We start from the raw sequence: 22,795 nt of genomic DNA on the forward strand, positions 1-22,795 counted from the left end.
CCGTGGCCTCGCTCCATCGCGGCTACACCCCTCCTGCGATGGCTCCATGGCCGGTCGCTGAACGACCTCCCTACTCGACCACCGATGGCCGCGTTGCCGGTCAGTAGGCGCTCTCGAACTCGAGCCAGGCGGCGATCCACAGGGCGATGTGCTCGGGCTTGGCGTCCGGCGACGCCCGGGGCTTCACCCACAGGAGCGGTCCGGTGTGCAGGTTGGCCAGCCCGATGATCGGCGGGGACGCGACCAAAGTGCGCTTGCCCACCTTCAGGGACAGCCGCTGCGGCAGCAAATGCCCGCGCAGGTGAAGACCGGGCGGCGTGAACTCGGGGTCATCGCCCTCGATCCGGATCGTGCCGGGCTTGACGATCCCCGCCCACTCACGGCCTTGCGAGTACGCGGTGGCCTTGCGCTCGCCGTCCACGAGGATCGGAACGCCGGCCTCGAGCGTTCCTCCGTAGCCCACGGTAGGAGTCACCGGCTTGACTCCGTAGGGACGGATGGAGACGCTCGGCCCGTCGCCGAGCCGGACGCACGTCTCTCCCTGCGTCGAGATCAGCTGCGCCGGTCCCCACGATGCGCCTGTGAAGACCCGGCGATCGATCTGTGGCTTCTGCGCGTCCACGCCTGTCCCCCGAGACGAGATCAGAGCAGGTCGTTGACCACGATCGTCTGGTCGCGGTCGGGGCCGACGCCGATCGCGGAGATCCGCGCACCGCTCATCTCCTCCAGCGCGGTGACGTAGGTCTGCGCGGCCTTGGGGAGGTCGTCGATGCTCCGGGCGCCGGAGATGTCCTCACTCCAGCCCTCGAAGTACTCGTAGATGGGCTTGGCGTGGTGGAAGCCGGTCTGCGTCATCGGCATCTCGTCGACGCGCTCGCCGTCAACGTCGTAGGCCACGCACACGGGGATGCGCTCGAAGCCGGTGAGCACGTCGAGCTTGGTGAGCACGAAGTCGGTGAGGCCGTTGATGCGCGCGGCGTACCGGGCGATCGGCGCGTCGTACCAGCCGCAGCGGCGGGGGCGGCCGGTCGTGGTGCCGAACTCGCCGCCCTGCTGGCGCAGCGTCTCGCCGTCCTCGTCGAACAGCTCGGTCGGGAACGGGCCCTCACCGACGCGGGTGGCGTACGCCTTGACGATGCCGATGACGCGGGTGAGGCGGGTGGGCGGGATGCCCGAGCCGGTGCACGCGCCGCCGGCGGTGGCCGAGGAGCTGGTGACGAACGGGTAGGTGCCGTGGTCGACGTCGAGCAGGGTGGCCTGCCCGGCCTCGAGCAGCACCGTCTTGTCGGCGTCGAGCGCTTCGCCGAGCAGCAGCGAGGTGTCGGCGACCATCGGACGCAGCCGGTCGACGTAGCTGAGCAGGTCGTCGACGATCTCGTCGACCGCGACCGCGCGCCGGTTGTAGACCTTGGTGAGGATCTGGTTCTTGAGTTCCAGCGCGCCCTCGACCTTGGCGCGCAGGATCTTCTCGTCGAACAGGTCCTGGATGCGGATGCCCTGGCGGTTCATCTTGTCCGCGTACGTGGGGCCGATACCGCGGCCGGTGGTGCCGATCTTGCGGCTGCCGAGGAACCGCTCGTTGACTTTGTCGAGCGTGCGGTTGTAGTCGGCGATGACGTGGGCGTTGGCGCTGACGACGAGCTTGGACGTGTCGATGCCGCGGGACTCGAGACCCTCGATCTCCTCGAACAGCACACCGAGATCCACGACGACGCCGTTGCCGATGACGGGCGTGCAGCCGGGGCTCAGGATGCCGCTCGGCAGCAAATGCAGGGCGTACTTCTGGTCGCCGATCACCACGGTGTGGCCGGCGTTGTTGCCGCCGTTGAACTTGACCACGTAGTCGACGCGACTGCCGAGCAGGTCGGTCGCCTTGCCTTTGCCTTCGTCTCCCCATTGGGCTCCGACGATGACGACTGCGGGCATGGAGTTGCACCACCTCAGGGCATGCGGAAAGCCCCGCGCGGGGGCTCTTACCCACGCAGTCTAGCCAATTGCCGCGTACGCTGGCGACGCCATGGAACGTCTCCTCGCCATCACCAACGCGTCCGCGGGCACGTCCACGGACGAGGCCGTCGACGCCGCCCTCGACGTGCTGCGCGAGAAGTTCGAGGTCGTCACCGCTGCGACGTCGTCGCTGGACGATCTCGATCGGGCGCTCGCCGATGAGCCCGAGGTCGACGTCGTCGCGGCGCTCGGCGGGGACGGGAGCCTGCACGCCGTGGTGAACGCGCTGCACCGCGCAGGTCGTCTCGACGACGTCGCGGTGGCGCTCGTGCCGCTGGGGACCGGCAACGATTTCGCGCGGACGATCGAGCTGCCCACGGAGCCGGTCGCCGCCGCGCGGCGGGTGGTGGAGGCCGAGCCGCGGCGCATCGATCTCATCGAGGGCGAGGACGGACAGGTCATCGTCAACGCGGCGAGCGTCGGGCTCGGCGCCGAGGCCGCGGTGCGGGCCAAGCGGTACAAGAAGACGTGGGGCCCCGTGGGTTACGTCTTGGGTGCGCTCAAGTCCGCGTTCGTCCCCGATGCGCGCGTCGTGGTGCGGGTGGACGGCCGGCGACTGCGCGGACCGGGCCACGTGACCCAGCTGGCGGTCGGCAACGGCCGCTTCGTCGGTGGCGGCACCGAACTGTTCCCCGCGGCCAAGATCGACGACGGGAAGATGGACGTGCAGGTGGTCTTCGCGCGGACGTTGTTCGAGCGGGCCATCTACGTGCTGCGGATCGCCACCCGCACGACGCACCGTTCCCCGCTCGTGCACCAGGAGCTGGCCGAGTCGGTGAGCGTGGACGGGGAAGGCCTGCGCTGCACGAGCGACGGGGAACTGTCCGACGCGTGCCCGCGCCACGCGTGGCGGCTGCTCCCCGGCGCCCTCACTCTCCTCGCGTAGGTCGCCCCACGCACAGGAGCGGTGAGTCAGCGTCCGTTGGCACCGGCCAGATGGACGCTCACCCACCGCCCTGCGCAGGAAACGGACGCCTACTCACCGCCCGCGGGAGGGACTCAGCTGACGAGGGCGGCGTATGCCTCCGGGCTGGACTCGCGGAGGAACTCGCGGCAGCGGTGCGCCTCGGCCTCGTCGCCGAGACGTTCGGACGCGGTGGCGAGCACGGCGAGCGAACGCAGGAAGCCGCGGTTCGGCTCGTGCGACCACGGCACGGGGCCGTGGCCCTTCCAGCCGTTGCGGCGCAGCGCATCGAGCGAGCGGTGGTACGAGGTGCGGGCGAAGGCGTACCCCTCGAGGTCACGCCCCTCCGACAACGCGGCCTCCGACAGCAGGGCCCACGCCAGCGTGGAGTCCGGGTGCGCCGCCGCGACCTCGGCGGGCGAGGCGCCCCCGTCGAGCTCGGCTGCTCCGGGGTCGGCGGGCAGGAAGGTCTCGGGCGGTTCTCCCAGCAAGTTGGTCATACCCAGAACCTACGCTGTGCGTGTAGACCGGCAGTGATCCTGCCCGCGTGGGCCCGACGAAGGAGACTCCGATGCTGCCCCTCACCCACGAGCCGCTATCCGATGTCACGTGGTTCGACACCGAACGCGTTCCCCTCGCCGTCGCGCGCCACCGCCAGGTCACGCTCTCCGAGCTGCGCGGTCTCTTCGATTCGACCTACGCCGCCCTCGGCGCGGCGATCGGTCGCGGTGAGGTGACTCCTGCCGGTCCGGCGCTGGCGGTCTTCCATGGTGACCCGACGAGCGTCTTCGATATCGAGATCGGCTTCCCCGTCCAGACGCCGTGGACCGGCCCGATCCTCTCCGAAGACGTCACGATCGAGCTGAGCGAGTGGCCGCCGGGCCCGATGGCAGCGCTCAGCCATGTGGGGAGCTACGACTCACTCGGCGAGAGCTGGGAGCGGCTGATGTCCGCGGTGGGCGAGGCCGCGGTGGGCGATCCGGTGGCCCTCGGCGAGCTCTACGTCACCGAGCCGAGCCCCGACGCCGATCCGGCGACGATGCGCACCGACCTCATGGTCGCCGTGGAACGCACGCAAGGCAGCTGAGGCTTTCGACCTCGCGGGACTGGTCCTCCAACATCAGTAGACGGGTTCGTCCGTGAGCACCTGCTCGATAACGTCTCGCAGCAACGCCGAGTCGCCGTCTTCTCGAGCAAGATGGCACGCGCGGTGCAGGTCGTCCATTCCAGTACGGTCCCAGGCGAGCCCGTGACCGGATTCGGCAAGTAGCTGAGCGAAGAACTCGCGCTGCGTACGCCCATTTCCTTCCCGGAACGGGTGCGCGAAGTTGAGGTAGTCGTAGAGGTACGTCACTTCGCTCACCAGTGAGTCCTTCGGCACAAGGCGCAAACGATCGGTCTCGACAATGCGCGCCGTCACGTGGGCTACTGGTCGTTCGATGTCGAGAGGGGGCACGAACGACTCGCCCCCTCCCTTGGCCAGGCCGACCGTGCGCAGCTGCCCTGCCCACTCATACACATCCTGAAAAAGCTGCCGATGCAGCCCTTTGACGTGCTCGAGATCCCACGTGCGCGGCACGAGTGCCGGGTGCTGCCGAAGCTCGGCGACTCGGACCTCCACGAGGTCGTTCTCAGCGTCACGTAGCTGCTCTGGCGTCGTCGCCCCGACCTTGTTGCGCAGGACCTGCAAGGACTCGTCGAAGTAGCCGTCCCATCGGGACGCGTGGTCCCCCGTCTCCCAGGGGCGCAGCCGGCTCAAGCGAGACCGTAGCGAGACCGAACTCGCTTGCCAAGCTGGTTGATATCGATTTCGCCCCGGACGTAAGCATCCTGGTCGGCTCGGGTCGCGTCCGTGCTGCGGGAACCCTCGAGTTCGGAGGAGCGACGAGCATCGTCGACCGCGCGTTGACGGCGCCGCTGTTCGAAGGCACTTTCGATTGCCACGGCTGTCTCCTTTCCGACTCCAATTCTAGCGGTCCCTTCCCCTCAAACGAGCGAGAAGCGCCGGCGCCAGCACCACTAGCCCGGGTCCCCGAGCCGACCTTGACGCACGTACGTGCGAAACCGCGGCTCAGAGCTTGGTGCCGGCGGAGCGGAGGTGCTGGCAGGCCTCCACGACGCGGGCGGCCATGCCGGCCTCGGCGGCCTTGCCCCAGGCGCGCGGGTCGTAGGTCTTCTTGTTGCCGACCTCGCCGTCGACCTTCAGCACGCCGTCGTAGTTGGTGAACATGTGGGCGGCGACCGGGCGGGTGAACGCGTACTGGGTATCGGTGTCGACGTTCATCTTGACGACGCCGAAGTCGACGGCCGCGGCGATCTCCTCGGCGAGCGAGCCCGAACCGCCGTGGAAGACGAAATCGAAGGCGCGCTCCTTGCCGTACTTGGCGGCGACGGCCTCCTGCGCGTTCTTGAGCACCTCGGGGCGCAGCTTGACGTTGCCCGGCTTGTACACACCGTGCACGTTGCCGAAGGTCAGGGCGGTGAGGTAGCGGCCCTTCTCGCCGAGGCCGAGCGCCTCGACGGTGGCGAGGGCGTCCTCGGGGGTGGTGTAGAGCTTGTCGTTGATCGCCGCCTCGACGCCGTCCTCTTCACCACCGACGACACCGATCTCGACCTCGAGGATGATGTTGGCCGCGGCGCACTGCTCGAGCAGCTCCTGCGCGATCTGCAGGTTCTCCTCCAGCGGCACGGCCGAGCCGTCCCACATGTGCGACTGGAAGTACGGCAGGCCGCCGCCCTTGACCCGCTCGGCCGAGGCGGCCAGCAGCGGGCGCACGAAGCCGTCGAGCTTGTCCTTGGGGCAGTGGTCGGTGTGCAGGGCGACGTTGACCGGGTACTTCTTGGCGACCTCCTGCGCGAACGCGGCAAAGGCCGTCGCGCCGGTGACCATGTCCTTGACCGTGGGGCCGGAGAAGTACTCCGCGCCGCCGGTGGACACCTGGATGATCCCGTCGGACTCGGCCTCGGCGAAACCGGCGAGGGCCGCGTTCAGCGTCTGCGAGCTGGAGACGTTGATCGCCGGGTAGGCGAACGACTCACGCTTGGCCTTGTCGAGCATCTCGGCGTAGATCTCGGGAGTTGCGACGGGCATCAGATCTCCTGGTGGTGTGGGGCGAACGCTGCCAGTATCCCAGCCGCACTGCGGCACGCAAGCGTGGGTCAGAGCAGCTTGTAGAGGGCACGAGCGGCGACGTGCAGCGGCGACCAGACCGCCGAGAACGGCGGGGCGTAACCCAGGTCGAGCATGATGAGGTCGTCGACGCGAAGACCTGCGGTGATGGCGGTCGCGGCGGTGTCGATCCGCAGTCCGGCGGTGCTGCCGCCGACGATCTGCACACCGCGGACACGGCGGGTGTCGCGGTCGGCGAGCATCCACACGGTCATCGGCTCGGCGGTCGGGAAGTAGCCGGCGGTGGTCGTGGTGTCGATGGCGACGCTGACGGTGTCCCAGCCGAGGTCGTCGGCCTGGGCGCGGGACAGGCCGGTGCGGGCGATCTCGAGGTCGCAGAACCGGGTGATGAAGGTCTGGACGACGCCGGGGAACGCCCACGCCGGTTCGCCGCCGAGGATCTGCGCCTCGATGCCGGAGGCGGCGACCATGCCCTGTTTGTTGGCGTGGTCGCCGAGCGGGACGTGCAGGAGTTTGCCGGTCTGCCGGTCGCGCACGGCCGAGCAGTCGCCTGCGGCCCAGATGCGGCGTTCGCGGTCGGCGCACTGGTGGGCGTCGACGACGATCGCGCCCTTGGGACCGAGCGTGAGGCCGGCCTGGGCGGCGAGATCGGAGCGCGGTTGCACGCCGAGGCCGAGGATGACGAGATCGGCGTCGAGCACGGTGTGGTCGTCGAGCTCGACGCCGGTCACGCGGCCGGACTCGGTGCGGAAGCCGGTGAGTCGGGTGCCGAGGCGCAGGCCGATCTGCTGGCTGGCCATCTCGTCGGCGATGCGCTGACCGAGAGCCGGTTCGAGCTGGTCGAGCGGGTACTGAGAGCCGCTGACCACCGTGGTGTCGAGGCCGAGCCGCACGCACACTTCGGCCATCTCGACGCCGATGAACCCGCTCCCGGCGACGACGACCTTCTCGGGTTTGCGTTCGAGCTGGCGCAGCAGTTCCTCGCCCTGCGAGATCGTGGTGATCGGGGCGATGCCTTCGGCGTGGGCGCCGGGAACGTCGGGGCGCACGGGCTCGGCGCCGGTGGCGATGAGGAGGTAGTCGTAGGCGACGTCGCCCTCGGTGGTGACGAGCACGCGGCGGTCGGCGTCGAGGCCGGTGGCGGTGACGCCGAGGCGCAGGTCGATGCCGTTCTCGCGGTGCTCGGCGGGGGTGCGGGCGATGAGGTCGTCGCAGGACTTCACGTCGCCGGCGACCCAGTACGGCAGTCCGCATGCGGAGTACGAGGTGTGGTGGCCGCGTTCGATGACGACGATCTCGTGATCGGGGCCGACCTCCTTGACCAGGTCCGACGCCGCGGTCATCCCGGCGGCGTCACCTCCCACCATCACCACACGCGAACCCATACCCCGACCCTAGAGCCCCGATAGGTGGTCGAGTAGGAGGTCGCGCAGCGACCGACCTATCGGGACCACGTCACGTGACGACATCGGTGGTCGAGTCGGAGGTCGCTCAGCGACCGACGTATCGAGACCACCTCACGTCAGATGTGGTCTCGATACGCTCCCTCGTCCCTCGGTCGCTACTCGACCACCTAAGCCAGCCCTAGGTGGTCGAGTAGAGAGGCCGGCCGCGGCCGAACGTATCGAGACCACCTCACGTCCCCTGGTCTCGATACGCTCCCTCGTTCCTCGGTCGCTACTCGACCACCTCACCCGGCCGTAGTCACGCTCCCCCGCTCCACAGCACGACGGTGGGTGGGGTGCTGGTGCACCCCACCCACCGTCGCTGGTGAGCGTCAGCTCAGCTGCTGGCGGCGGCGCCACCCTGCGCCGAGGGTGACGGCACCCGCGAGCAGGATCGCGAGGCCCAGCGGCGCCAGGAACTCCGGAGAGTCAGCACCGAAGTTGCCCATGCCGCGTCCCGCAACTCCGCTTCCGACTCCCCCGCCGGCGGCCGCATCACCGGTGACGGTGATGTCCTGCCAACCGATGAGGTTGCCGTCCGCGTCGTACACCGCGATGCGGTGCTCACCCGGCGTGACATCGCTCGGGATCTGGACCCGGATCGTGCCGTCAGCCGCGACCTGGAAGAAGCCCAGGTCCCGTGGCGCCGAGAAGAGCACCACGCGCACCATCTGACCGGCGTACTGCTGGCCGACGGTGATAACGACTTCCTGGCCGGGGGCCACGGTGTCCGGCGTGACGGTGATCGCGTCCTTCAACGCCGGGTCCTCAGGAAGCGCCAGCGAGACGCTGAAGTTGTCCCAACCGATGAGGTCACCGTTCTCGTCGTACACCGCGAGGGTGTGCTCTCCGAGCGGGATGTCACCGGGCACCTTGACCTCGATGAAGCCGTCCTCGCCGACGGTCACGCCACCGAGGAGGCGATCGAGGTTCGACAGGTACAGCTGCACCTGCTGCCCGGCGAAGTCCGTGCCGACCGACACGCGGATCGTCGAGCCCGGAGCCGTCGGCCCATCGAGGTCGATGACCACTTCACCACTCGGCTCCTGGTCTTCCTCCGGAAGCACAGGACCCTTCGGATCGGACACCGAGGACACCGGGTCCTCGTCGCCGCGCTGAGCGATCGACTCGAAGGTGATGGTGCGGCCCAGGTGCTCGCCGGTCAGCTCCAGCGTTGTGCCGGTGGCGCCGTCGATCGGCTGACCGTCGGCCAGCCAGCGGTTCGTGATCGTCACACCCTCGGTAGCCGAGTACACGGCCGGCGTGCCCGTGAGCGTCTGACCCACCCGGGCATCCCCGGAGATCGTCGGCTTGCTCGTCACCGTGAGCGGCGCGCGTGTCACTTGACCCGTCGGGTCGGACACCGAGTTCGCGGTGTCAGCACCACGCGTCGCCGTCGACTCGAAGGTGATCACCTTGCCGAACTGAGCCTCCGTCAGCGTGAACGTCGTGCTCGTCGCACCACTGATGGGCTGCCCGTCGGCGAGCCACCGGTTCGCGACCGTGACGCCCTGCGTGTCGTTGAACGTCGCCGGCGTACCGGTGAGCGTCTGACCGACCTGCGGGGTGCCGGCGATCGTCGGCTTGGCCGTCGGCGCGAGGACCACGAGGACCGGACCGACGGTCGGCGAGACCGATGGCACCGCTTCGTCACCCCGGGTGGCGACCGACTTGAACTGGATGTTCTGTCGGACATGGTCGTTGGTCAGGACGAGCGTGTTACCGGTGGCCTCGATCTCCTGGTTGCCGATCACCCAGTAGTTGGTGACCGTGACGTTCTCGGTGGTCGAGAACGTCGCCGGCGTGCCGGTGAGGGTCTGGCCCACGCGCGGCGTGCCGGTGAGGCCGGCTTCGGTCTCGACGGTCAGCTCCACCGGAGCGTCAGTGACCGGACCGACAGCGATCGACTCGCCGCTGGCACGGGCCCCGTCGAGGCTGCGCGTCGCGATCTGCTCGACCATGACGTGCAGGTCGCGCAACTCCTCCGTCAGCTCGAGCGTCGTCTCGGTCGCGCCCTCGATCGGCGTGAACTCCTCGCCCTCGCCCACGTACCACTGGTACGTGATGTCGGCGCGGTCGTCGGTGACGGGCGCCGGGGTGACGGTGAGCTCTTCACCGATGAACGGCCGGCCGGTGATCGTCGGCTGGCCGGTGAGCATCAGCTCGACCGGAACCACCGGGCCGATCTCCTCCGTGCGCTCGGAGGTGGCCTCGGCACCGTCGATGGTGCGCGTTCCCTTCGTGGCGTAGCTGATCATCGCGCCCTCGTGCGACCGATCGAGCGTCAGCGTCGGACCGTTCGCGCCCTCGATGAGGGTGTCGTCGGCGTACCACTGATGCTCGACGGTCACGCCCTCGGTGTCGCTGAAGGTAGCCGGCGTCGCCGTGATCGTCTCTCCGACCTGGGTGTCGCCCTCGATGGTCGGCTGCTCCTCGACGGTGAACTCGGGAAGCTCCACGCCTTCGACCGGGCCGAGAGCGTTGGACGGCTGGGAGGCCAGTTCGGCTCCGTCTGCTGCGCGTGTCGCGGTGGTGACGTAGGTGATCGTCGCGCCCTCCTCCGCGGCGGTCAGCGCGTAGGTCACGTTGGTGGCGCCAGCGATCGGCTCACCGTCGGCCAGCCACTGGTGCGAAAGCGTGACACCTTCGGTCTCGTTGAAGGTGGCGGGCGTAGCCGTCAGCGTCTGCCCGACCTGCGGTGTTCCGGTGATGCTGGGACCGTCGGTCACCTCGAGCGGCGGCAACTGTGGATCGTCGCTCTCGGTGACGATGGCCCGGAAGAGACCGTTACCGCTCTCGATATCGAGGACGTCCATCCCCTGAAGCGAGGCAGGCGGCTGGAAGTTCTCGGGGACCGAAGAGCTGCCTGCCGTCCGCGCTGCCCAAATGTGTACGTCACCCGCATCCGTAAGAGCCGCGGCGTATCCACCCGCTCGCGCAACCTGAACCGGCGTACCGTTGATACCGCCAAGCTCCGCGAATCCAGTATCCGGGTAGGCCCCATTCTGGTCGAAGGCGAAGACCTCGCCACTGGCTCGCACGGCCGTGCCCCAGGGGACCATGGACGTCGAGGCGCCCGGCTGTACCGCAATGTCGACGACCGGATCGGCGGCATCAGCGGGAACTACCGTGGACCACTGGTCGTAGTCAACGGCCACGATACTGCCGTCAGAGCGCAGTGCGAAGTCGATAGGCACGACACTGCTGCTCATGGTTCCCGCGAGCATCGTGACGTCCGTCAAAGGTTCCCCATCGTTCAGCGGCGCGAAGGGGCCGACGCCGTCGACCCGCGTCACGGAACCGTCGTCGAACCGGACGAGGAAGCCTGCCCCGGTTCCGGAGCCAGTCGCCTCGATCACTTTCTTGCCGGGAGCCTCGAGCGCATCCGGGGTGAAGGTGCCATCCGGCACGACCGTGCCACGGGAGCCGCCCCATTTGTGAAGGTTCCCATCGGCGGTGACGGCCCAGGCCATCTGGACATGGGAAACGCCCGCGTCCACAACCGTCGTACTCGAGACCGCAGCAGGAATGTTGGCGAGCGAGGCGGCGGTGCCCGGCAGCGCTTGTAGCGTGCCGTCGGCTCGAATCACCAGCTGAGCCCCGGCGGCCGCGGTCGCTTGGTGCGTGCCGAGCTGGCTCCAGGGGCCGTCCGCCTCAGGGTAGCTCGCTGTGGTGCTCCCCCAGATCTCGATGCCGCCCGCGACCGCCGCCGCGGCCATGCTGGTCTGCCGTTGCTCTCGCTCCTCGGCTAGGCCGGGAGCCACGGCGAGCACCCCGACAGTGAGGGCAGCGCCGCCCACCGTCGCAGTGAACTTCCGCCAGTCGACCATGAAGTCCTCCGTAGTCCGAATATCGATCCCACCACCTACGTGATGCAGGCACGGTTGGCACGAAGACTACGTAACGCACGTCACATCGGCTAGCAAATGAAATACTTGGGGTGCCAAATGGGATGATCATCCAACTTCGGTGTTGAATAATTGACGGATCCTGTGACCTGAGGCACATTCCGGTCCATGGGTCTCTTCACATCGCGACGCACTCGGCGCAACTTCTCGCGCCTCGCGGCACTGGGAGTAGCAGTCGCTTGCGTGGCGATGCTGCACGCCAGCTCGGCCGAGACGCTCGAGGACACGTTGCCTGAGGATACGCGCCTACCCGGGCAAGGCTTGCCCGGCTACGCGCAGAACCCGGCGACATCACAGGGCAACTGGCTCGACCCCCAGGCCACAACTTTGAACTACATGGGCGCGGCGAAGCAGTGGGTGCGCCCACCGACGCTCCACACGGTCGCCAACAATCTTCCGACCGCCACCCTCAACGACCCGAGATGCTCCGGACGTCTCGGCGAGGGCGTGACAAACCGTCGCGATTGGCGCGCAGCAGTCGTGTTGCTGAATCCCACCGCGCACCCCACGGCGAGCACCCGCTTTGGCAGTACTCAGGAGTTCACAGTGCGAACAGCAGCATTCGGCTCTCTGCCCGTGGAAGCTGATGTGGCTCTCGAACAGCCCCGCAACCCTCAAGGCGCGATCCTGCCGGCGATCCTCGATCAGCGTTCGGAGATGTACTGCACCGGCCGGGGACCGTATCCAACCAAGCCGCCGAACCTCGAACGCAACGACCCAAATTCGCGAATGTCACAGACCGCTCTCACGGGCGAGGTTGGCGTGAGTGTCCGGAGCTTGCGCGTCGATGGGGTGGAGCTTGACCTCTCTGATCGCTGCAGGGCAGAGGGTGCCCAATTGATGGTCACCGCGCCTGACTACTACTTCTGGAATCCCGAGACAGTCGACGATTCGCCCAGAAGAGAAACGATCATGACGACGGGATACTTCAACATTCAGCAGGGCGGTTTACTGAGCGGCACGCTCGACGTGCCCCAATTCGCGAACTGCGTCACCAGCAATGGGGACGACCTCTCGAGACTCCTCACGGCGGCTGTCTCCGGCGACGGCAATCCCGTAACCATCCGCTCCGAAGGTGTACCCCCAACTGGAGGGCTTGGCGAACACACGGACCCACTCACGCAAGGGTGCCCCTGGACTGGAAACTGCGAGGCCCGCCTACCTGCACTGGACATCCCCGAAACCGGGTCGGCCCCGTGACCGACCCGCATCAGACTTCCTGCCACCCGGCAGGGGCGTCGCGTGAGAGATTTACGCGATGAATCACAGAGAAAATGCAAGGGAGAAGCACATGCGTTACTCCAAGAAGGCCGCGGTCCTTGCGGCTGGTGTCGCCTCAGTGGTGATGTTCGGCTCCACTGCGGCGTACGCCAATCACACCGTGGTGACCGTCGGTGGCGTCGGCAGCCCCGCTGTTGATGTGCCGGTGACCGGTGACAACATCAACGACTCGCGGAACGCTGGCCTGGGCTACGCGGCCAACGCCGTCAGCTTCGACACCAACTTCGGTGTGCCGATGAACTGCACGACGTCCGATGTGGCCGGTCAAGTGCACCGTGGAGCGTCGGTGTCCGTTGGAACCCCCGTCGGTGAGATCAGCTCGCTGACCTTCAGCGACTGCACGGCAACGGCCCTCGGGTTCGACGTCGTGGTGACGATGACCGCGCAGGACATCGTCGTCCGTGACCATCCGACCAATGCCGGTGACCCTGTGCCGGTCGACATTCAGGTCGATGCCAACATCACGGGCACCGGCTGTGACTTCGATGCGTCGGGCTCGGTTCGTGGCGAGATCATCCCAGGCGACAGCAGCAACGACGGCTACATCGAGTTGCAGCCCGGTTACGACCTGGTGATCGATCGCGCCGGCACGACCGGGTCGTCCTGTGGCGGCGAGATCTGGGAGGGTGACCTCGCGCAGGCCACCACCGGCATCTTCGCGCTGAACACGAGCGGCCCGAACGCCGGAGTCATCAGCCACGGCTGATCAAAAGAGTGGTGGGCCGAGCGAGGTCAAGTCGCTCGGCCCACCACGCCCGTTGACCCATTCTCCACCCTCCCCCAACCCTGAAGGGCTACATTCGCTATGACCTCACTCACCACTGCCACACGACGCTGGGGCACCGGGCTCATCGCCCTCGCCGCCGGCCTCGGCATGGCGCTCACCGCCGCGCCCGCTTCGGCCGAGACGATCAATGTCGACTATGACGTCAACGGCGTCACTCAGATCGAGAAGACCGGCTCGAGCATCACGCTCGGCCCGGCCGTCATGCACTCGCGCGTCGAGGACGATGGCAGCTTCACCGGCGACATGGAGCTTCCGGGCACTCGCACGGAGTTCAAGGTCATCGGCTTCATCCCGGTGACCGCCGACGTGAACTTCACGCCGACCGGTCCCACCACTGGGCAGCTGACCCGGGTCGGACGCCAGCGCACGCTCGCGTCGACGTCGAGCTACTACGTGCGTCTGAGCAACATCAAGGCCAGCGTCTTCCCGCTGTTCGCCGGACAGAACTGCCGCACCGTGGACCCGGTCGTCATCCCGGCCAACACCCCGGAGGGTGAGTTCTTCGATATCGCCGCCGGCGGCCGTCTCGTCGGCGAGTACAGCATCGGTGACTTCCAGAACTGCGGTCTGAACACCTGGCTGATCAACCTGCTCGTGCCCGGCGGCGGCAACACCGTCGAGCTCAACCTCACCAACGGTCGCATCGCCAACTGATGCACCCCGCGGGGCCCCGGTTCAACCGGGGCCCCGCTCCATTTTGGCCCCCTCATTCTGAATTCGACCGAGGAGAAACCGATGAGGAAACTCACCGCGGCCGCATCCACGTTCGCCATCGCAGCACTCGTGCTGTCCGGCACCACGGCCGCCTATGCGCACCACACCTGTGGTGACCGTCAACGGCAGCACCGCCGCTGGCACCGTCGACGCGACAATGACGAACATCACGGATACGAGGAACCCCTGGTGGGGCGCCGGGGAAGCGATCATTCTCCTCAGCAACTTTGGAATGGACGTCTCATGCCACGCTGCTAGCTCGGAGATCGAAGTAAACGTTGGCGCTGGAGTCTCACCCGGTTCTGTCATCGGCGTGATTGAGAACGGAGCGTTCCCAGACTGCACAACATGGGGCCCTCTGGGTCTTGCCGTCAGCATGTCGTGGAATGCGTCTCACATCACGGTTCGAGAACACCCCTACCTGGCAGGTGACCCCATCCCTGTTGATGTGCATCTCGACGCTCGGGTCGTGGGAGTCGGTTGTGACTTCGACATTCAAGGTTCCTTACGAGGCACACTCTTTCCGGGCGACGCTACTCATGACGGCTATCTCCGGCTCGAGCCGGGTTACGACGCCGTCGTCACACGTGCCGGCTCGTCTGGCAGTAGCTGTGGTGGCGAATGGTGGGAAGGTGACCTACTGGAGGCCGCACACGGCACCTTCGCGATCAACACGAGCGGCCCTGGCGCCGGTCTCATCAACCACAGCTGACGCCCGCCAGTTGCTGCACAACTTCCCCGGCGGCGGAACGCGCCTCCCGGCACGTTCCGCTGCCAGCCCCCTCAGCCACTCCCATCACATCGCCTGAGAGGAACACTCACCATGACAACCACTCTGCGCCGGCTCAGCGCCGGTATCGGTGCGACGGCCTTCGCCGCCGCTCTCGCCCTCACCACCAGCCCCGCTCACGCTGAGACCATCAACGTGGACTACGACGTCAACGGCACCACCGTGACCGCTGGCACCGGCTCGGCCATCACGCTCGGCCCTGCCGTCATGCACTCCTTCGTGGAGGAGGATGGCAGCTTCACCGGCGACATGGTGCTGCCCGGCACCCGCACCTCGTTCAACCTCGCGGGGTTCATTCCGATCACCGCCGACGTGAACTTCGAGCCCACTGGTCCCACCACGGGTCAGCTCACCCGCGTGAATCGACAGCGCACCCTCGCGTCGACGTCGACGTACTATGTGCGGCTCAGCAACCTTCGCGTCGGCTTCTTCCCGCTGTTCGCTGGAGCCAACTGCCGCACGTCGGACCCGGTGACCGTTCCGGCGAACACCCCCGAAGGCGAGTTCTTCGACATCGCCACCGGGGGCCGTCTCGTCGGCGAGTACACCATCGGCGAGTTCGAGAACTGCGGCCTCAACACCGGCGTGATCAACAGCGTCATCCCCGGTGACGGCAACACGATCGAACTCAACCTCACGAACGGTCGGATCGCCAACTGATCACCACGCAGCGGTGCGGTGACCTTCGCTGGTCACCGCACCGCTGTTGGTTCTACATCTCTCAGCCCACCACCCACAGTCATTCCCCTCAAGCCGACTGACCATCAGTCTCAGGAGGAGCCGTACACCTGACAATCGTGCCCGGTTTGACGCCGATCTGGGCGGCAGCTACCCGCTCAGAATGGATCGTCCGGCATTTCCATCGCGTCATCGAGGGAGATGTCCGAGTAGGAATCCGGCAACTGCACCCGGGGCACAGTCACGAGAAGACGGAACACGTCCGCCAGCGTCCCCTCGCTGGGAACCTGAACGTCCCACGGCATGGTCAGCACCATGAGGCCGTCGCCGCCATCCGTGCGCTCAGCCTCCACCTCCGCAGCGAACCGTCTCAGGTCCGCCTTCAGGTCGGTAGTGCACTCGACGTAGCCGTCATCGGTGGGCAGGTAGTCGTAGAGACGCGCTGGGGGCGGCGCCCCCAGCCGTAGGAGGGTCTGCTGTTCGAGGATCTTCCTGGCGGGTTCCGGCCCGGACAGCAGCGACGAGCTGAGGGGAGCGACAGATCCGATCCGACCCGGAGGAGCCTCTGACCCCGACTGGGTCACGAAGGCCCTCAGGAAGTCACGCCACCAGAGCTCAGACACGTCGCTCAGGTTGACCCTCACGACGCCCTGTGCCTGCTGGTCGTCCAGCCACCCTGCCATGGAATGTGCGGACCACATCCCCGTGACGTCATCGAGGTAGGGCCGCGGCCCCAACCCCAGAGGATCGAGACAACCCTCGTCCCAATGGATCATGTCCGTCACGTAGTAGACGGGAATCGGCGCCTCGAGGTAACGACGCAGCAGACCTACGTCAATGTCGACCCATCGTCCTTCAGGTCCCGACTCGCTAGCCAGGACCTCGACCGCGACCGACCTCCCGGGCCACATCAGCGGCCGCGCGATGTCGTCGTCCGCGTCGGCCTCCGCGACCACACACCGCCAGTTCATGGCGAGGTGAACAGGCAGGAGTCTCTGCAAGGTTCGACGTCGCTCCGATCGGTCCACGGCTACCGCCCCCTCATCCGAGAAGCTTCACCGGGCCCCTGAAGCCAGCGCCCCGCGCCACCCGCTGCGAGAGTGAAGGCCGGGTGCCGATCCGCGTGGGCTCGCAGCGCAGGCACGACCTCCTCCAATATTCGTCGTGCCTCCACCGCAATCTCCTCCCTATGACTTCCGTACGAACCGGTGATGCAGCTCCATCAGTTGCCGCCGGGCGTCGTCCGACATGCGTTCGCGATCGAGCACCGTCAGCAGCTCGTATCGACCGAAACCACGACACTCCTCGTTCTCCAAAGCCGGCGAAAACGTGAGAATCGCGTCCTCCAGACGGATGAAATGCCCGTCCGAGCAACGACCGGAGTGCATCGCGACGACGTCCATCACCGGCCACCGGTCATGCCCCCAGCCGAGCCAGTACCACTCCGGGCGATGCAGCAGCCAGCCGATCGCGGCCTCGGAGTCCTGCGTCGCCGCGAGCGTCCGACAGACCAGCTCGTCGCTCGCGTCATGATCGACGTCCCCCAGCTGCGCCACGTGGTCGGCGTAGACGGCCGCCTCGGACCAGGCGAGCGAGAACAACGCCTCGGCGAGCGCGCCGTAGACCGGACCGTTCAGACGGTGCGCGATGACCGACTCGCGGACGTCTCGCGCAGCGTCGTCGCGGAACCGCGGTTCGGGATCGATGTTCGCGAGCCGCACGAAACGGTCGAGGACCGTGTCGGTGAACCGCTCCGGGTCGCGAGCGGCCATCGACGAGAGGACCGGAGCGGACCAGAACCGCGGCCGCATCACCGCGCGCAGCAACCCGTCGGCGTCGCCGACCCCGCGCTTCTCCACTCGCCGAAGCCCCGCGTCCAGGTCGTCGGCGAGCAGCGCAAGGGCCTCGTCGGCGTCCAGCGACGCGCGACGGTCGTGCTCGCGTTCGATGTCCTCGATCACCACACGTGCCCTCCGATGCACTCGTACCGGCATCAAAACAGAAGTGGACGCTGATGATCCATGAGAGAGTGAAATCGGGGTCCCATTTCGGATGTTCATCCAACTATTCCAGGCGATTCTCCGCTATAGGTGCGACTCGGCCACCCACCAGTGGTGACTCGGGGGTGTTGATCGGACATCATGGGTGAACCGACCAAAGGAGACCCCATGACCTCTGAGCCGACCCCCACCTGGAACGAGTTCGCGGTGACCGTCGGTCAACGTCTGCTCGCGGCCCGCAAGGAGAAGGGCATCAGCCAGGAGAAGCTGGCGCGGATCGCGAACATCGCGACCTTCACGTACCAGAAGTTGGAGAAGGGGATCGCTCGTCCCGGTGCGCCGCTCAACCCGCGCCTCACCACCCTGATCGCCTTGTGCAAGGCCCTCGACCTGCGCGTGGAGGACCTGCTCGCCGGACCCTGGCCGGACGAGATCCCCTCGGTCGAGCGCGGCAACTGAGCCCGCCGCGGGGCGGGGCGGCTACGTCGCGGCTACGCCCCTCCTGCGATGGCTCCAGCGGTCGGTCGCTGAGCGACCTTCCTACTCGACCACCTATGGCGCGACTCCTGCGATGGCTCCAGCGGTCGGTCGCTGGGCGACCCTCTGCGGGCGGGTCTCGCTCCGCGTGGTCTCGATACGGTCGGTCGCTGAGCGACCTTCCTACTCGACCACCTATGGCGCGACCTTCCTACTCGACCACCTATGGGGTGAGCGACCGTCTGTGGGGCGGCGCGGCGTGCCGCGGGGAGGGTTGTCGGACCCCTCGCCTACGGTTGCTCCTATGAGTTCGCTGCCCGCCGACGCCCCCGTGGGCATCGATCCCGTCGCGGCGGCAGTCCAGCGAGCACGCACCTTCCCGCGCCTGCGCTACATGGGGTCCAAGTACCGCCTGCTCCCCCAACTCGCCGCCACCTTCGACCGCCTCGGCGGCACCACCGCGGTCGACGCGTTCTCCGGCTCCGGCGTCGTCTCCTATCTGCTCAAGGCGCAGGGCTTCGACGTCGTCAGCAACGACTTCCTCGGCTTCCCCACCGTCATCGCCCGCGCCACCGTGGCCAACTCCCACGTCCACCTCACCGATGACCTCGTCGACGCCATCTGCGGACCTGCCGCCGACGACCGCGACTTCATCCAGTCCACCTTCGACGGTCTCTACTTCACCCGCGAGGACCGCGCCTTCCTCGACGCCGCCTGGTCCCACATCGACCTGCTGACCGGCCCCGAGCGCGACCTCGCCATCTCCGCGCTCGTGCTGTCCGCGGCCCGCAAGCAGCCGCGCGGCGTCTTCACCTTCACCGACGCCACCCGGTACGCCGACGGCCGGCGCGACCTGCGGATGCCGCTGCGCGAGCACTTCCGCGAGCGGGTCGCCGCCTACAACGCCACCGTCTTCGACAACGGCACCCGCCACACCGTCGTCAACGGCGACGTCTTCGACCTCCCCACCGGCGCGCCGGACATCGTCTACCTCGATCCGCCCTACGCGCCGCCGCGCGACGACAACGACTACATCAAGCGCTACCACTTCCTCGAAGGGCTCAGCGTGTACTGGCGCGGGCAGACGATCATGCACGAGACCAAGACCAAGAAGCTCGCCAAGCGCTTCACGCCGTTCGCGTACAAGCGCACGATCGACGACGCCCTGCTGCGCACGTTCGAGCACTTCCGCGACGCCGGCGCGATCGTGCTCTCCTACTCCTCCAACGCCGTGCCCGACGCGGCCCGCATCGTCGAGCTGCTCGCCAGCGTCAAGCCCGAGGTCGAGACGATCGAGATCGGCCACACGTACAGCTTCGGCACTCACGCGGCCGCCGCGCGCCGCAGCGTCAACGAGTACCTCTTCGTCGGACGGGACGCATGACCAAACCCGTCGCCTTCGACGAGTACCTCGACACCCTCGGACGGCTCACCGGCCACGTCGACCCCACCGCCGCCACCCCCGAGGGTGACGACATCCGCCAGGCCACCGACTCGCTCGCCGCCCTCCCGGCCATCGACGAACCCACGCTCGCCGCGTGGGTCGCCACCTACCCGCATCGCGTGCCGGTGCTCGGGCTGGTGGTCGGGCTGACGCAGGAGAAGCTCAAGAACGCCCTTGTCGACCGGTTCGGCACCGGCGGATGGGTCACCCTCGCCCGCACCCGCGCCGATGAGCTCGTCCACTGGTTCGACACCGACTTCGACCTCGTCCGGCTCCTGCACCTGCAGCTCGGCCGCGAGTACGGCTTCGCCGACGTCCTCATCGCCCGCGCCGGCAGCCGCGTCACCGCCACCCGCGCCGGCCACTCCGGACGACGCGTCGAGGACGAGATCGAGGCCATCGCCGCCGACCTCGGGCTCCCCTACCGCACCCGCACGCGGTTCACCGGCCGCAACGGCCGCACCGCACCGTGCGACCTCGTCGTCCCCGACGGCGCCGCGGCCGAGATCGTCGTCGCCGCCAAGGGCTTCGACTCCACCGGCAGCAAGCTGTCCGACGCCGTCCGCGAGATCGTCGAGATGGCCGAGGTGCGGCTGCCGCGACAGTTCGTCATCGCCGTCGTCGACGGCATCGGCTGGAAGTCACGCCGCGCCGACCTGCGCCGCATCCACGAGCTGTGGGCGAGCCAACAGATCGACGGCATGTACACGCTGGCCACCCTCGACCGTTTCCGCACCGACCTCGAGGAAGCGGCCCGGCTGCGACGCCTGCTCTGAGGCCAGATCCGACCGCAGGCTGATGGTTCGCTGACCCCACTGCTCTAGGTTCGATGCGTGGACGGCGCACCCTTTCGACTCGGACCTCGCGGCCAGCGATGGTTCGACATCGGCCTCGCCTCGGGGCTGATGCTCGTCGGCCCGTTCGCCGGGCTTGGCCTCGGCATGGGCCAGGGCCTCGGCATCGGGCTCGCCGTCGGACTCGTCGCGACGCTGCAGGTCCTTCCGCTGTACTGGCGCCGGAAGTACCCGGTCGCCGTGTTCTTCGCGGTGTACGTGGCTCACGCCCTGCAAGTGCTCCTCATCGACACGCCGCTGCCGAGCCAGTTCGCCTTCCCCATCGCGCTGTACTCGATCACCCGGTGGCGAAGCCTGCGCTGGAGCCTGCCGGCCCTCGGGTTGAGTTTCGTGGCGGCCACCGTCGCCTCGATCGACTGGATGCTCTCTCCCTACAGCACCCCGAGCTCGATCATCAGCAACGCCATCGGGATCGCACTCATCACCTTGGTCGCCTGGGTGCTCGCCCAGTTGGGCCGCACCCGCGAGGCGTACGTCAACTCCCTCATCGAACGTAGCGAGCGCGTCGCCCGCGAGGCCGACCAGCGGGCGCAGTTAGCCGCGCAGTCCGAACGCAATCGCATCGCCCGCGAGATGCACGACGTCGTCGCCCACGGACTCTCGGTCATCATCGTCCAGGCCGACGGCGCCCGCTACGCGTCGGCAGCGCGGCCCGAGGCCGCCACCGAGGCGCTGGAGAACATCGCCTTGACCGGCCGCGAAGCGCTGACCGAGATGCGCTCTCTGCTCGGCCTGCTGCGCGAAGGCGACACCGGCGTCGCGCCTCAGCCCGACCTCGCCGACCTCCCTGCGCTCATCGACGAGGCCCGCACCTCGATGACGCTCGAGGCCGACATCGACGAGGGCCTCGACGCGGTTCCCTCCGGCGTCGCGCTCACCGCGTACCGGCTCGTCCAGGAGGCGCTCACCAACGTGCGCAAGCACGCCGGGCCGGACGTGCGCGTGTGGGTGCGCGTCCACCGGGACGGTTCGGCCCTCCGACTGCAGGTCCGCGACGACGGCCGAGGCGCCAGCGCCACCAACGACGGCGAGGGCCACGGGCTCGTCGGCATGCGCGAACGCGTGGCCGCGCACGGCGGCGAACTCACCGCCGGACCCGCCGTGGGTGGCGGCTACGCGATCGATGCGAGGATTCCCTGGTGAGCGAATCTGTGCCGATCCGAGTGTTCCTCGTCGACGATCAACAGATGGTGCGCGCGGGATTCCGGATGCTCATCGAGAGTCAGGACGACATGACCGTCGTGGGCGAGGCCGGCGACGGTGCCGAGGCCGTCAACCTGCTCAAGGTCACGCGCGCGGACATCGTCCTCATGGACGTGCGCATGCCGCGCCTCGACGGCGTCGAGGCCACCCGGTCGCTCGGGACGATGCCCGACGCACCGCGCGTCATCGTGCTGACGACGTTCGATCTCGACGAGTACGCGTTCGCCGCCATCAAGGCCGGCGCCGCCGCCTTCCTGCTCAAGGACGCCGCTCCCCCGGACCTGCTCGGCGCTATCCGTGCGGTGCACGCCGGTGACTCGGTGGTCGCACCGTCCACGACCCGCCGGCTCCTCGAGCACTTCGCGAACACGATGCCCGACCCCGCGGCTCCGACCCCGCCCGCACACGCGCGCCTGGCCGAGCTGACCGAACGCGAACGCGAGGTGCTGGTGCTCGTGGGGCGCGGGATGTCGAACACCGAGATCGCGAGTGAGTTGTTCGTGGCCGAAGCGACGGTCAAGACACACGTCAGCCGGCTGCTGGCGAAGACCGGCTCCCGCGACCGCGTCCAGCTCGTCGTCCTCGCCTACGAATCCGGCCTCGTCGGCACGCAATAGCCCGGCCCACTGGTCTCGATACGCGGCTACTCGACCACCTAACCCCGGCGGTCGAGTAGCCGCGAGGAACGAGCGGCAATGGAGCCGTGGCAATGGGGGCGTAGCCGCCACGGAGCGAGACCACACCCGCCTGTGGATGACGGACTTGGCGTTCTTTCCCGCCCGCGGTGCGATGGGCCGATGGCGTGGATCTACATCCTGGAGTGCTCCGACGGCAGCTACTACGTCGGAAGTACGAGGGACATGGAACGGCGGCTCTGGCAGCACCAGCGCGGCGAGGGCGCTGTGTACACGCGATCGCGACTCCCGGTCCGGCTCGCCTTCGCGCATCAGTGCGAGAGCCCGGCCGAGGCCTTCTGGCTGGAGAAGCGGATCCAGAAATGGTCGCGCGCCAAACGTGAAGCGCTGATCCGTGGAGACTTCGACGCTCTGCCCGCCTTGGCGAAGAAGCCCTCCCGCCGGAAGTAACTGGACGAGTGGACGTTCCTATAGTGCGTCAAGTGCTTTGAGGTCGGCTTTGAGTGCTCCGTGGAGTTCTCGGGCGATGAGTCGTTTC

The 22,795-nt window shown here is 67.8% G+C and carries 22 protein-coding genes; 12 read left to right on the forward strand and 10 right to left on the reverse strand.

What is annotated here, in order from left to right:
* Positions 1-100: 100 nt before the first annotated feature.
* Entirely contained in the window at positions 101-622 is a 522-nt protein-coding gene (locus tag EHW97_RS14875; RefSeq protein ID WP_124237957.1) for a hypothetical protein, read from the reverse strand.
* A 20-nt stretch (positions 623-642) separates the two neighbouring features.
* Positions 643-1,926 (reverse strand): adenylosuccinate synthase, encoded by a 1,284-nt coding sequence (locus tag EHW97_RS14880; RefSeq protein ID WP_124237958.1) that lies wholly within the window; start codon positions 1,924-1,926, stop codon positions 643-645.
* A 91-nt stretch (positions 1,927-2,017) separates the two neighbouring features.
* On the opposite strand from EHW97_RS14880, the gene EHW97_RS14885 reads away from it, so the two are divergent.
* Positions 2,018-2,893: a diacylglycerol/lipid kinase family protein gene (locus tag EHW97_RS14885; RefSeq protein ID WP_124237959.1), complete on the forward strand. Its 876-nt coding sequence runs from the start codon at positions 2,018-2,020 to the stop codon at positions 2,891-2,893.
* 113 nt (positions 2,894-3,006) lie between these two features.
* Here the strand turns inward: EHW97_RS14885 and EHW97_RS14890 are convergent, their stop codons facing one another.
* Positions 3,007-3,411 carry a DUF3151 domain-containing protein gene (locus tag EHW97_RS14890; RefSeq protein WP_124237960.1) on the reverse strand — a complete coding sequence of 135 codons (405 nt, stop codon included), beginning with the start codon at positions 3,409-3,411 and terminating at the stop codon, positions 3,007-3,009.
* A gap of 71 nt (positions 3,412-3,482) precedes the next feature.
* Between EHW97_RS14890 and EHW97_RS14895 the strand changes: the two genes are divergently transcribed.
* Positions 3,483-3,998: a GyrI-like domain-containing protein gene (locus tag EHW97_RS14895; RefSeq protein ID WP_124237961.1), complete on the forward strand. Its 516-nt coding sequence runs from the start codon at positions 3,483-3,485 to the stop codon at positions 3,996-3,998.
* A gap of 33 nt (positions 3,999-4,031) precedes the next feature.
* Here EHW97_RS14895 and EHW97_RS14900 read toward each other — a convergent pair whose 3' ends face one another.
* From EHW97_RS14900 to EHW97_RS14920, 5 genes are all read right to left on the reverse strand, one after another.
* Positions 4,032-4,670, reverse strand: a complete 639-nt coding sequence (locus EHW97_RS14900; protein WP_124237962.1) for a Fic/DOC family protein — start codon at positions 4,668-4,670, stop codon at positions 4,032-4,034.
* The gene (locus tag EHW97_RS14905; RefSeq protein ID WP_208002079.1) at positions 4,667-4,855 is read right to left on the reverse strand and encodes an antitoxin VbhA family protein; all 189 of its coding nucleotides are present in this window, start codon (positions 4,853-4,855) and stop codon (positions 4,667-4,669) included. The genes EHW97_RS14900 and EHW97_RS14905 overlap by 4 nt, the downstream gene beginning before the upstream one ends.
* Positions 4,856-4,982: 127 nt before the next feature.
* Entirely contained in the window at positions 4,983-6,002 is a 1,020-nt protein-coding gene (gene fbaA, locus EHW97_RS14910) for a class II fructose-bisphosphate aldolase (protein ID WP_124237963.1), read from the reverse strand.
* A 68-nt stretch (positions 6,003-6,070) separates the two neighbouring features.
* On the reverse strand, positions 6,071-7,426 hold the full coding sequence (locus tag EHW97_RS14915) for an FAD-dependent oxidoreductase (protein ID WP_124237964.1): 1,356 nt from the start codon (positions 7,424-7,426) through the stop codon (positions 6,071-6,073).
* Between the two features lie 392 nt (positions 7,427-7,818).
* Positions 7,819-11,316, reverse strand: a complete 3,498-nt coding sequence (locus EHW97_RS14920) for a hypothetical protein (RefSeq protein ID WP_124237965.1) — start codon at positions 11,314-11,316, stop codon at positions 7,819-7,821.
* 261 nt (positions 11,317-11,577) lie between these two features.
* Here EHW97_RS14920 and EHW97_RS14925 point away from each other — a divergent pair, with 261 nt between their 5' ends.
* From EHW97_RS14925 to EHW97_RS14945, 4 genes are all read left to right on the forward strand, one after another.
* On the forward strand, positions 11,578-12,594 hold the full coding sequence (locus tag EHW97_RS14925) for a hypothetical protein (RefSeq protein ID WP_124237966.1): 1,017 nt from the start codon (positions 11,578-11,580) through the stop codon (positions 12,592-12,594).
* A 91-nt stretch (positions 12,595-12,685) separates the two neighbouring features.
* Positions 12,686-13,381 carry a hypothetical protein gene (locus EHW97_RS14930; RefSeq protein WP_124237967.1) on the forward strand — a complete coding sequence of 232 codons (696 nt, stop codon included), beginning with the start codon at positions 12,686-12,688 and terminating at the stop codon, positions 13,379-13,381.
* 99 nt (positions 13,382-13,480) lie between these two features.
* The gene (locus tag EHW97_RS14935) at positions 13,481-14,116 is read left to right on the forward strand and encodes a hypothetical protein (protein WP_124237968.1); all 636 of its coding nucleotides are present in this window, start codon (positions 13,481-13,483) and stop codon (positions 14,114-14,116) included.
* 883 nt (positions 14,117-14,999) lie between these two features.
* Entirely contained in the window at positions 15,000-15,626 is a 627-nt protein-coding gene (locus tag EHW97_RS14945; RefSeq protein WP_124237970.1) for a hypothetical protein, read from the forward strand.
* Positions 15,627-15,802: 176 nt separating this feature from the next.
* Here EHW97_RS14945 and EHW97_RS14950 read toward each other — a convergent pair whose 3' ends face one another.
* Both EHW97_RS14950 and EHW97_RS14955 read right to left on the reverse strand, forming a co-directional pair.
* Positions 15,803-16,600 (reverse strand): hypothetical protein, encoded by a 798-nt coding sequence (locus EHW97_RS14950; protein WP_124237971.1) that lies wholly within the window; start codon positions 16,598-16,600, stop codon positions 15,803-15,805.
* 231 nt (positions 16,601-16,831) lie between these two features.
* Positions 16,832-17,605, reverse strand: coding sequence for a hypothetical protein (locus EHW97_RS14955; RefSeq protein WP_166367536.1), 774 nt, complete (start codon positions 17,603-17,605; stop codon positions 16,832-16,834).
* Between the two features lie 207 nt (positions 17,606-17,812).
* Between EHW97_RS14955 and EHW97_RS14960 the strand changes: the two genes are divergently transcribed.
* The 6 genes from EHW97_RS14960 to EHW97_RS14985 all read left to right on the forward strand — a co-directional run bounded on the left by EHW97_RS14960 (position 17,813) and on the right by EHW97_RS14985 (position 22,707).
* The gene (locus EHW97_RS14960; protein ID WP_124237973.1) at positions 17,813-18,103 is read left to right on the forward strand and encodes a helix-turn-helix domain-containing protein; all 291 of its coding nucleotides are present in this window, start codon (positions 17,813-17,815) and stop codon (positions 18,101-18,103) included.
* 322 nt (positions 18,104-18,425) lie between these two features.
* Positions 18,426-19,505, forward strand: coding sequence for a DNA adenine methylase (locus EHW97_RS14965; RefSeq protein ID WP_208002080.1), 1,080 nt, complete (start codon positions 18,426-18,428; stop codon positions 19,503-19,505).
* The gene (locus tag EHW97_RS14970) at positions 19,502-20,341 is read left to right on the forward strand and encodes a hypothetical protein (protein WP_124237974.1); all 840 of its coding nucleotides are present in this window, start codon (positions 19,502-19,504) and stop codon (positions 20,339-20,341) included. The genes EHW97_RS14965 and EHW97_RS14970 overlap by 4 nt, the downstream gene beginning before the upstream one ends.
* A 57-nt stretch (positions 20,342-20,398) precedes the next feature.
* The gene (locus EHW97_RS14975) at positions 20,399-21,562 is read left to right on the forward strand and encodes a sensor histidine kinase (RefSeq protein WP_124237975.1); all 1,164 of its coding nucleotides are present in this window, start codon (positions 20,399-20,401) and stop codon (positions 21,560-21,562) included.
* Complete coding sequence (locus EHW97_RS14980; protein WP_124237976.1) at positions 21,559-22,239, forward strand: response regulator transcription factor; 681 nt, start codon at positions 21,559-21,561, stop codon at positions 22,237-22,239. Before EHW97_RS14975 ends, EHW97_RS14980 begins: the two co-directional genes overlap by 4 nt.
* Positions 22,240-22,419: 180 nt before the next feature.
* Positions 22,420-22,707 carry a GIY-YIG nuclease family protein gene (locus tag EHW97_RS14985; RefSeq protein ID WP_124237977.1) on the forward strand — a complete coding sequence of 96 codons (288 nt, stop codon included), beginning with the start codon at positions 22,420-22,422 and terminating at the stop codon, positions 22,705-22,707.
* Positions 22,708-22,795 lie beyond the last annotated feature (88 nt).

It is taken from the genome of Aeromicrobium camelliae, from assembly GCF_003850045.1.
In the GTDB taxonomy this organism is placed as follows: domain Bacteria; phylum Actinomycetota; class Actinomycetes; order Propionibacteriales; family Nocardioidaceae; genus Aeromicrobium; species Aeromicrobium camelliae.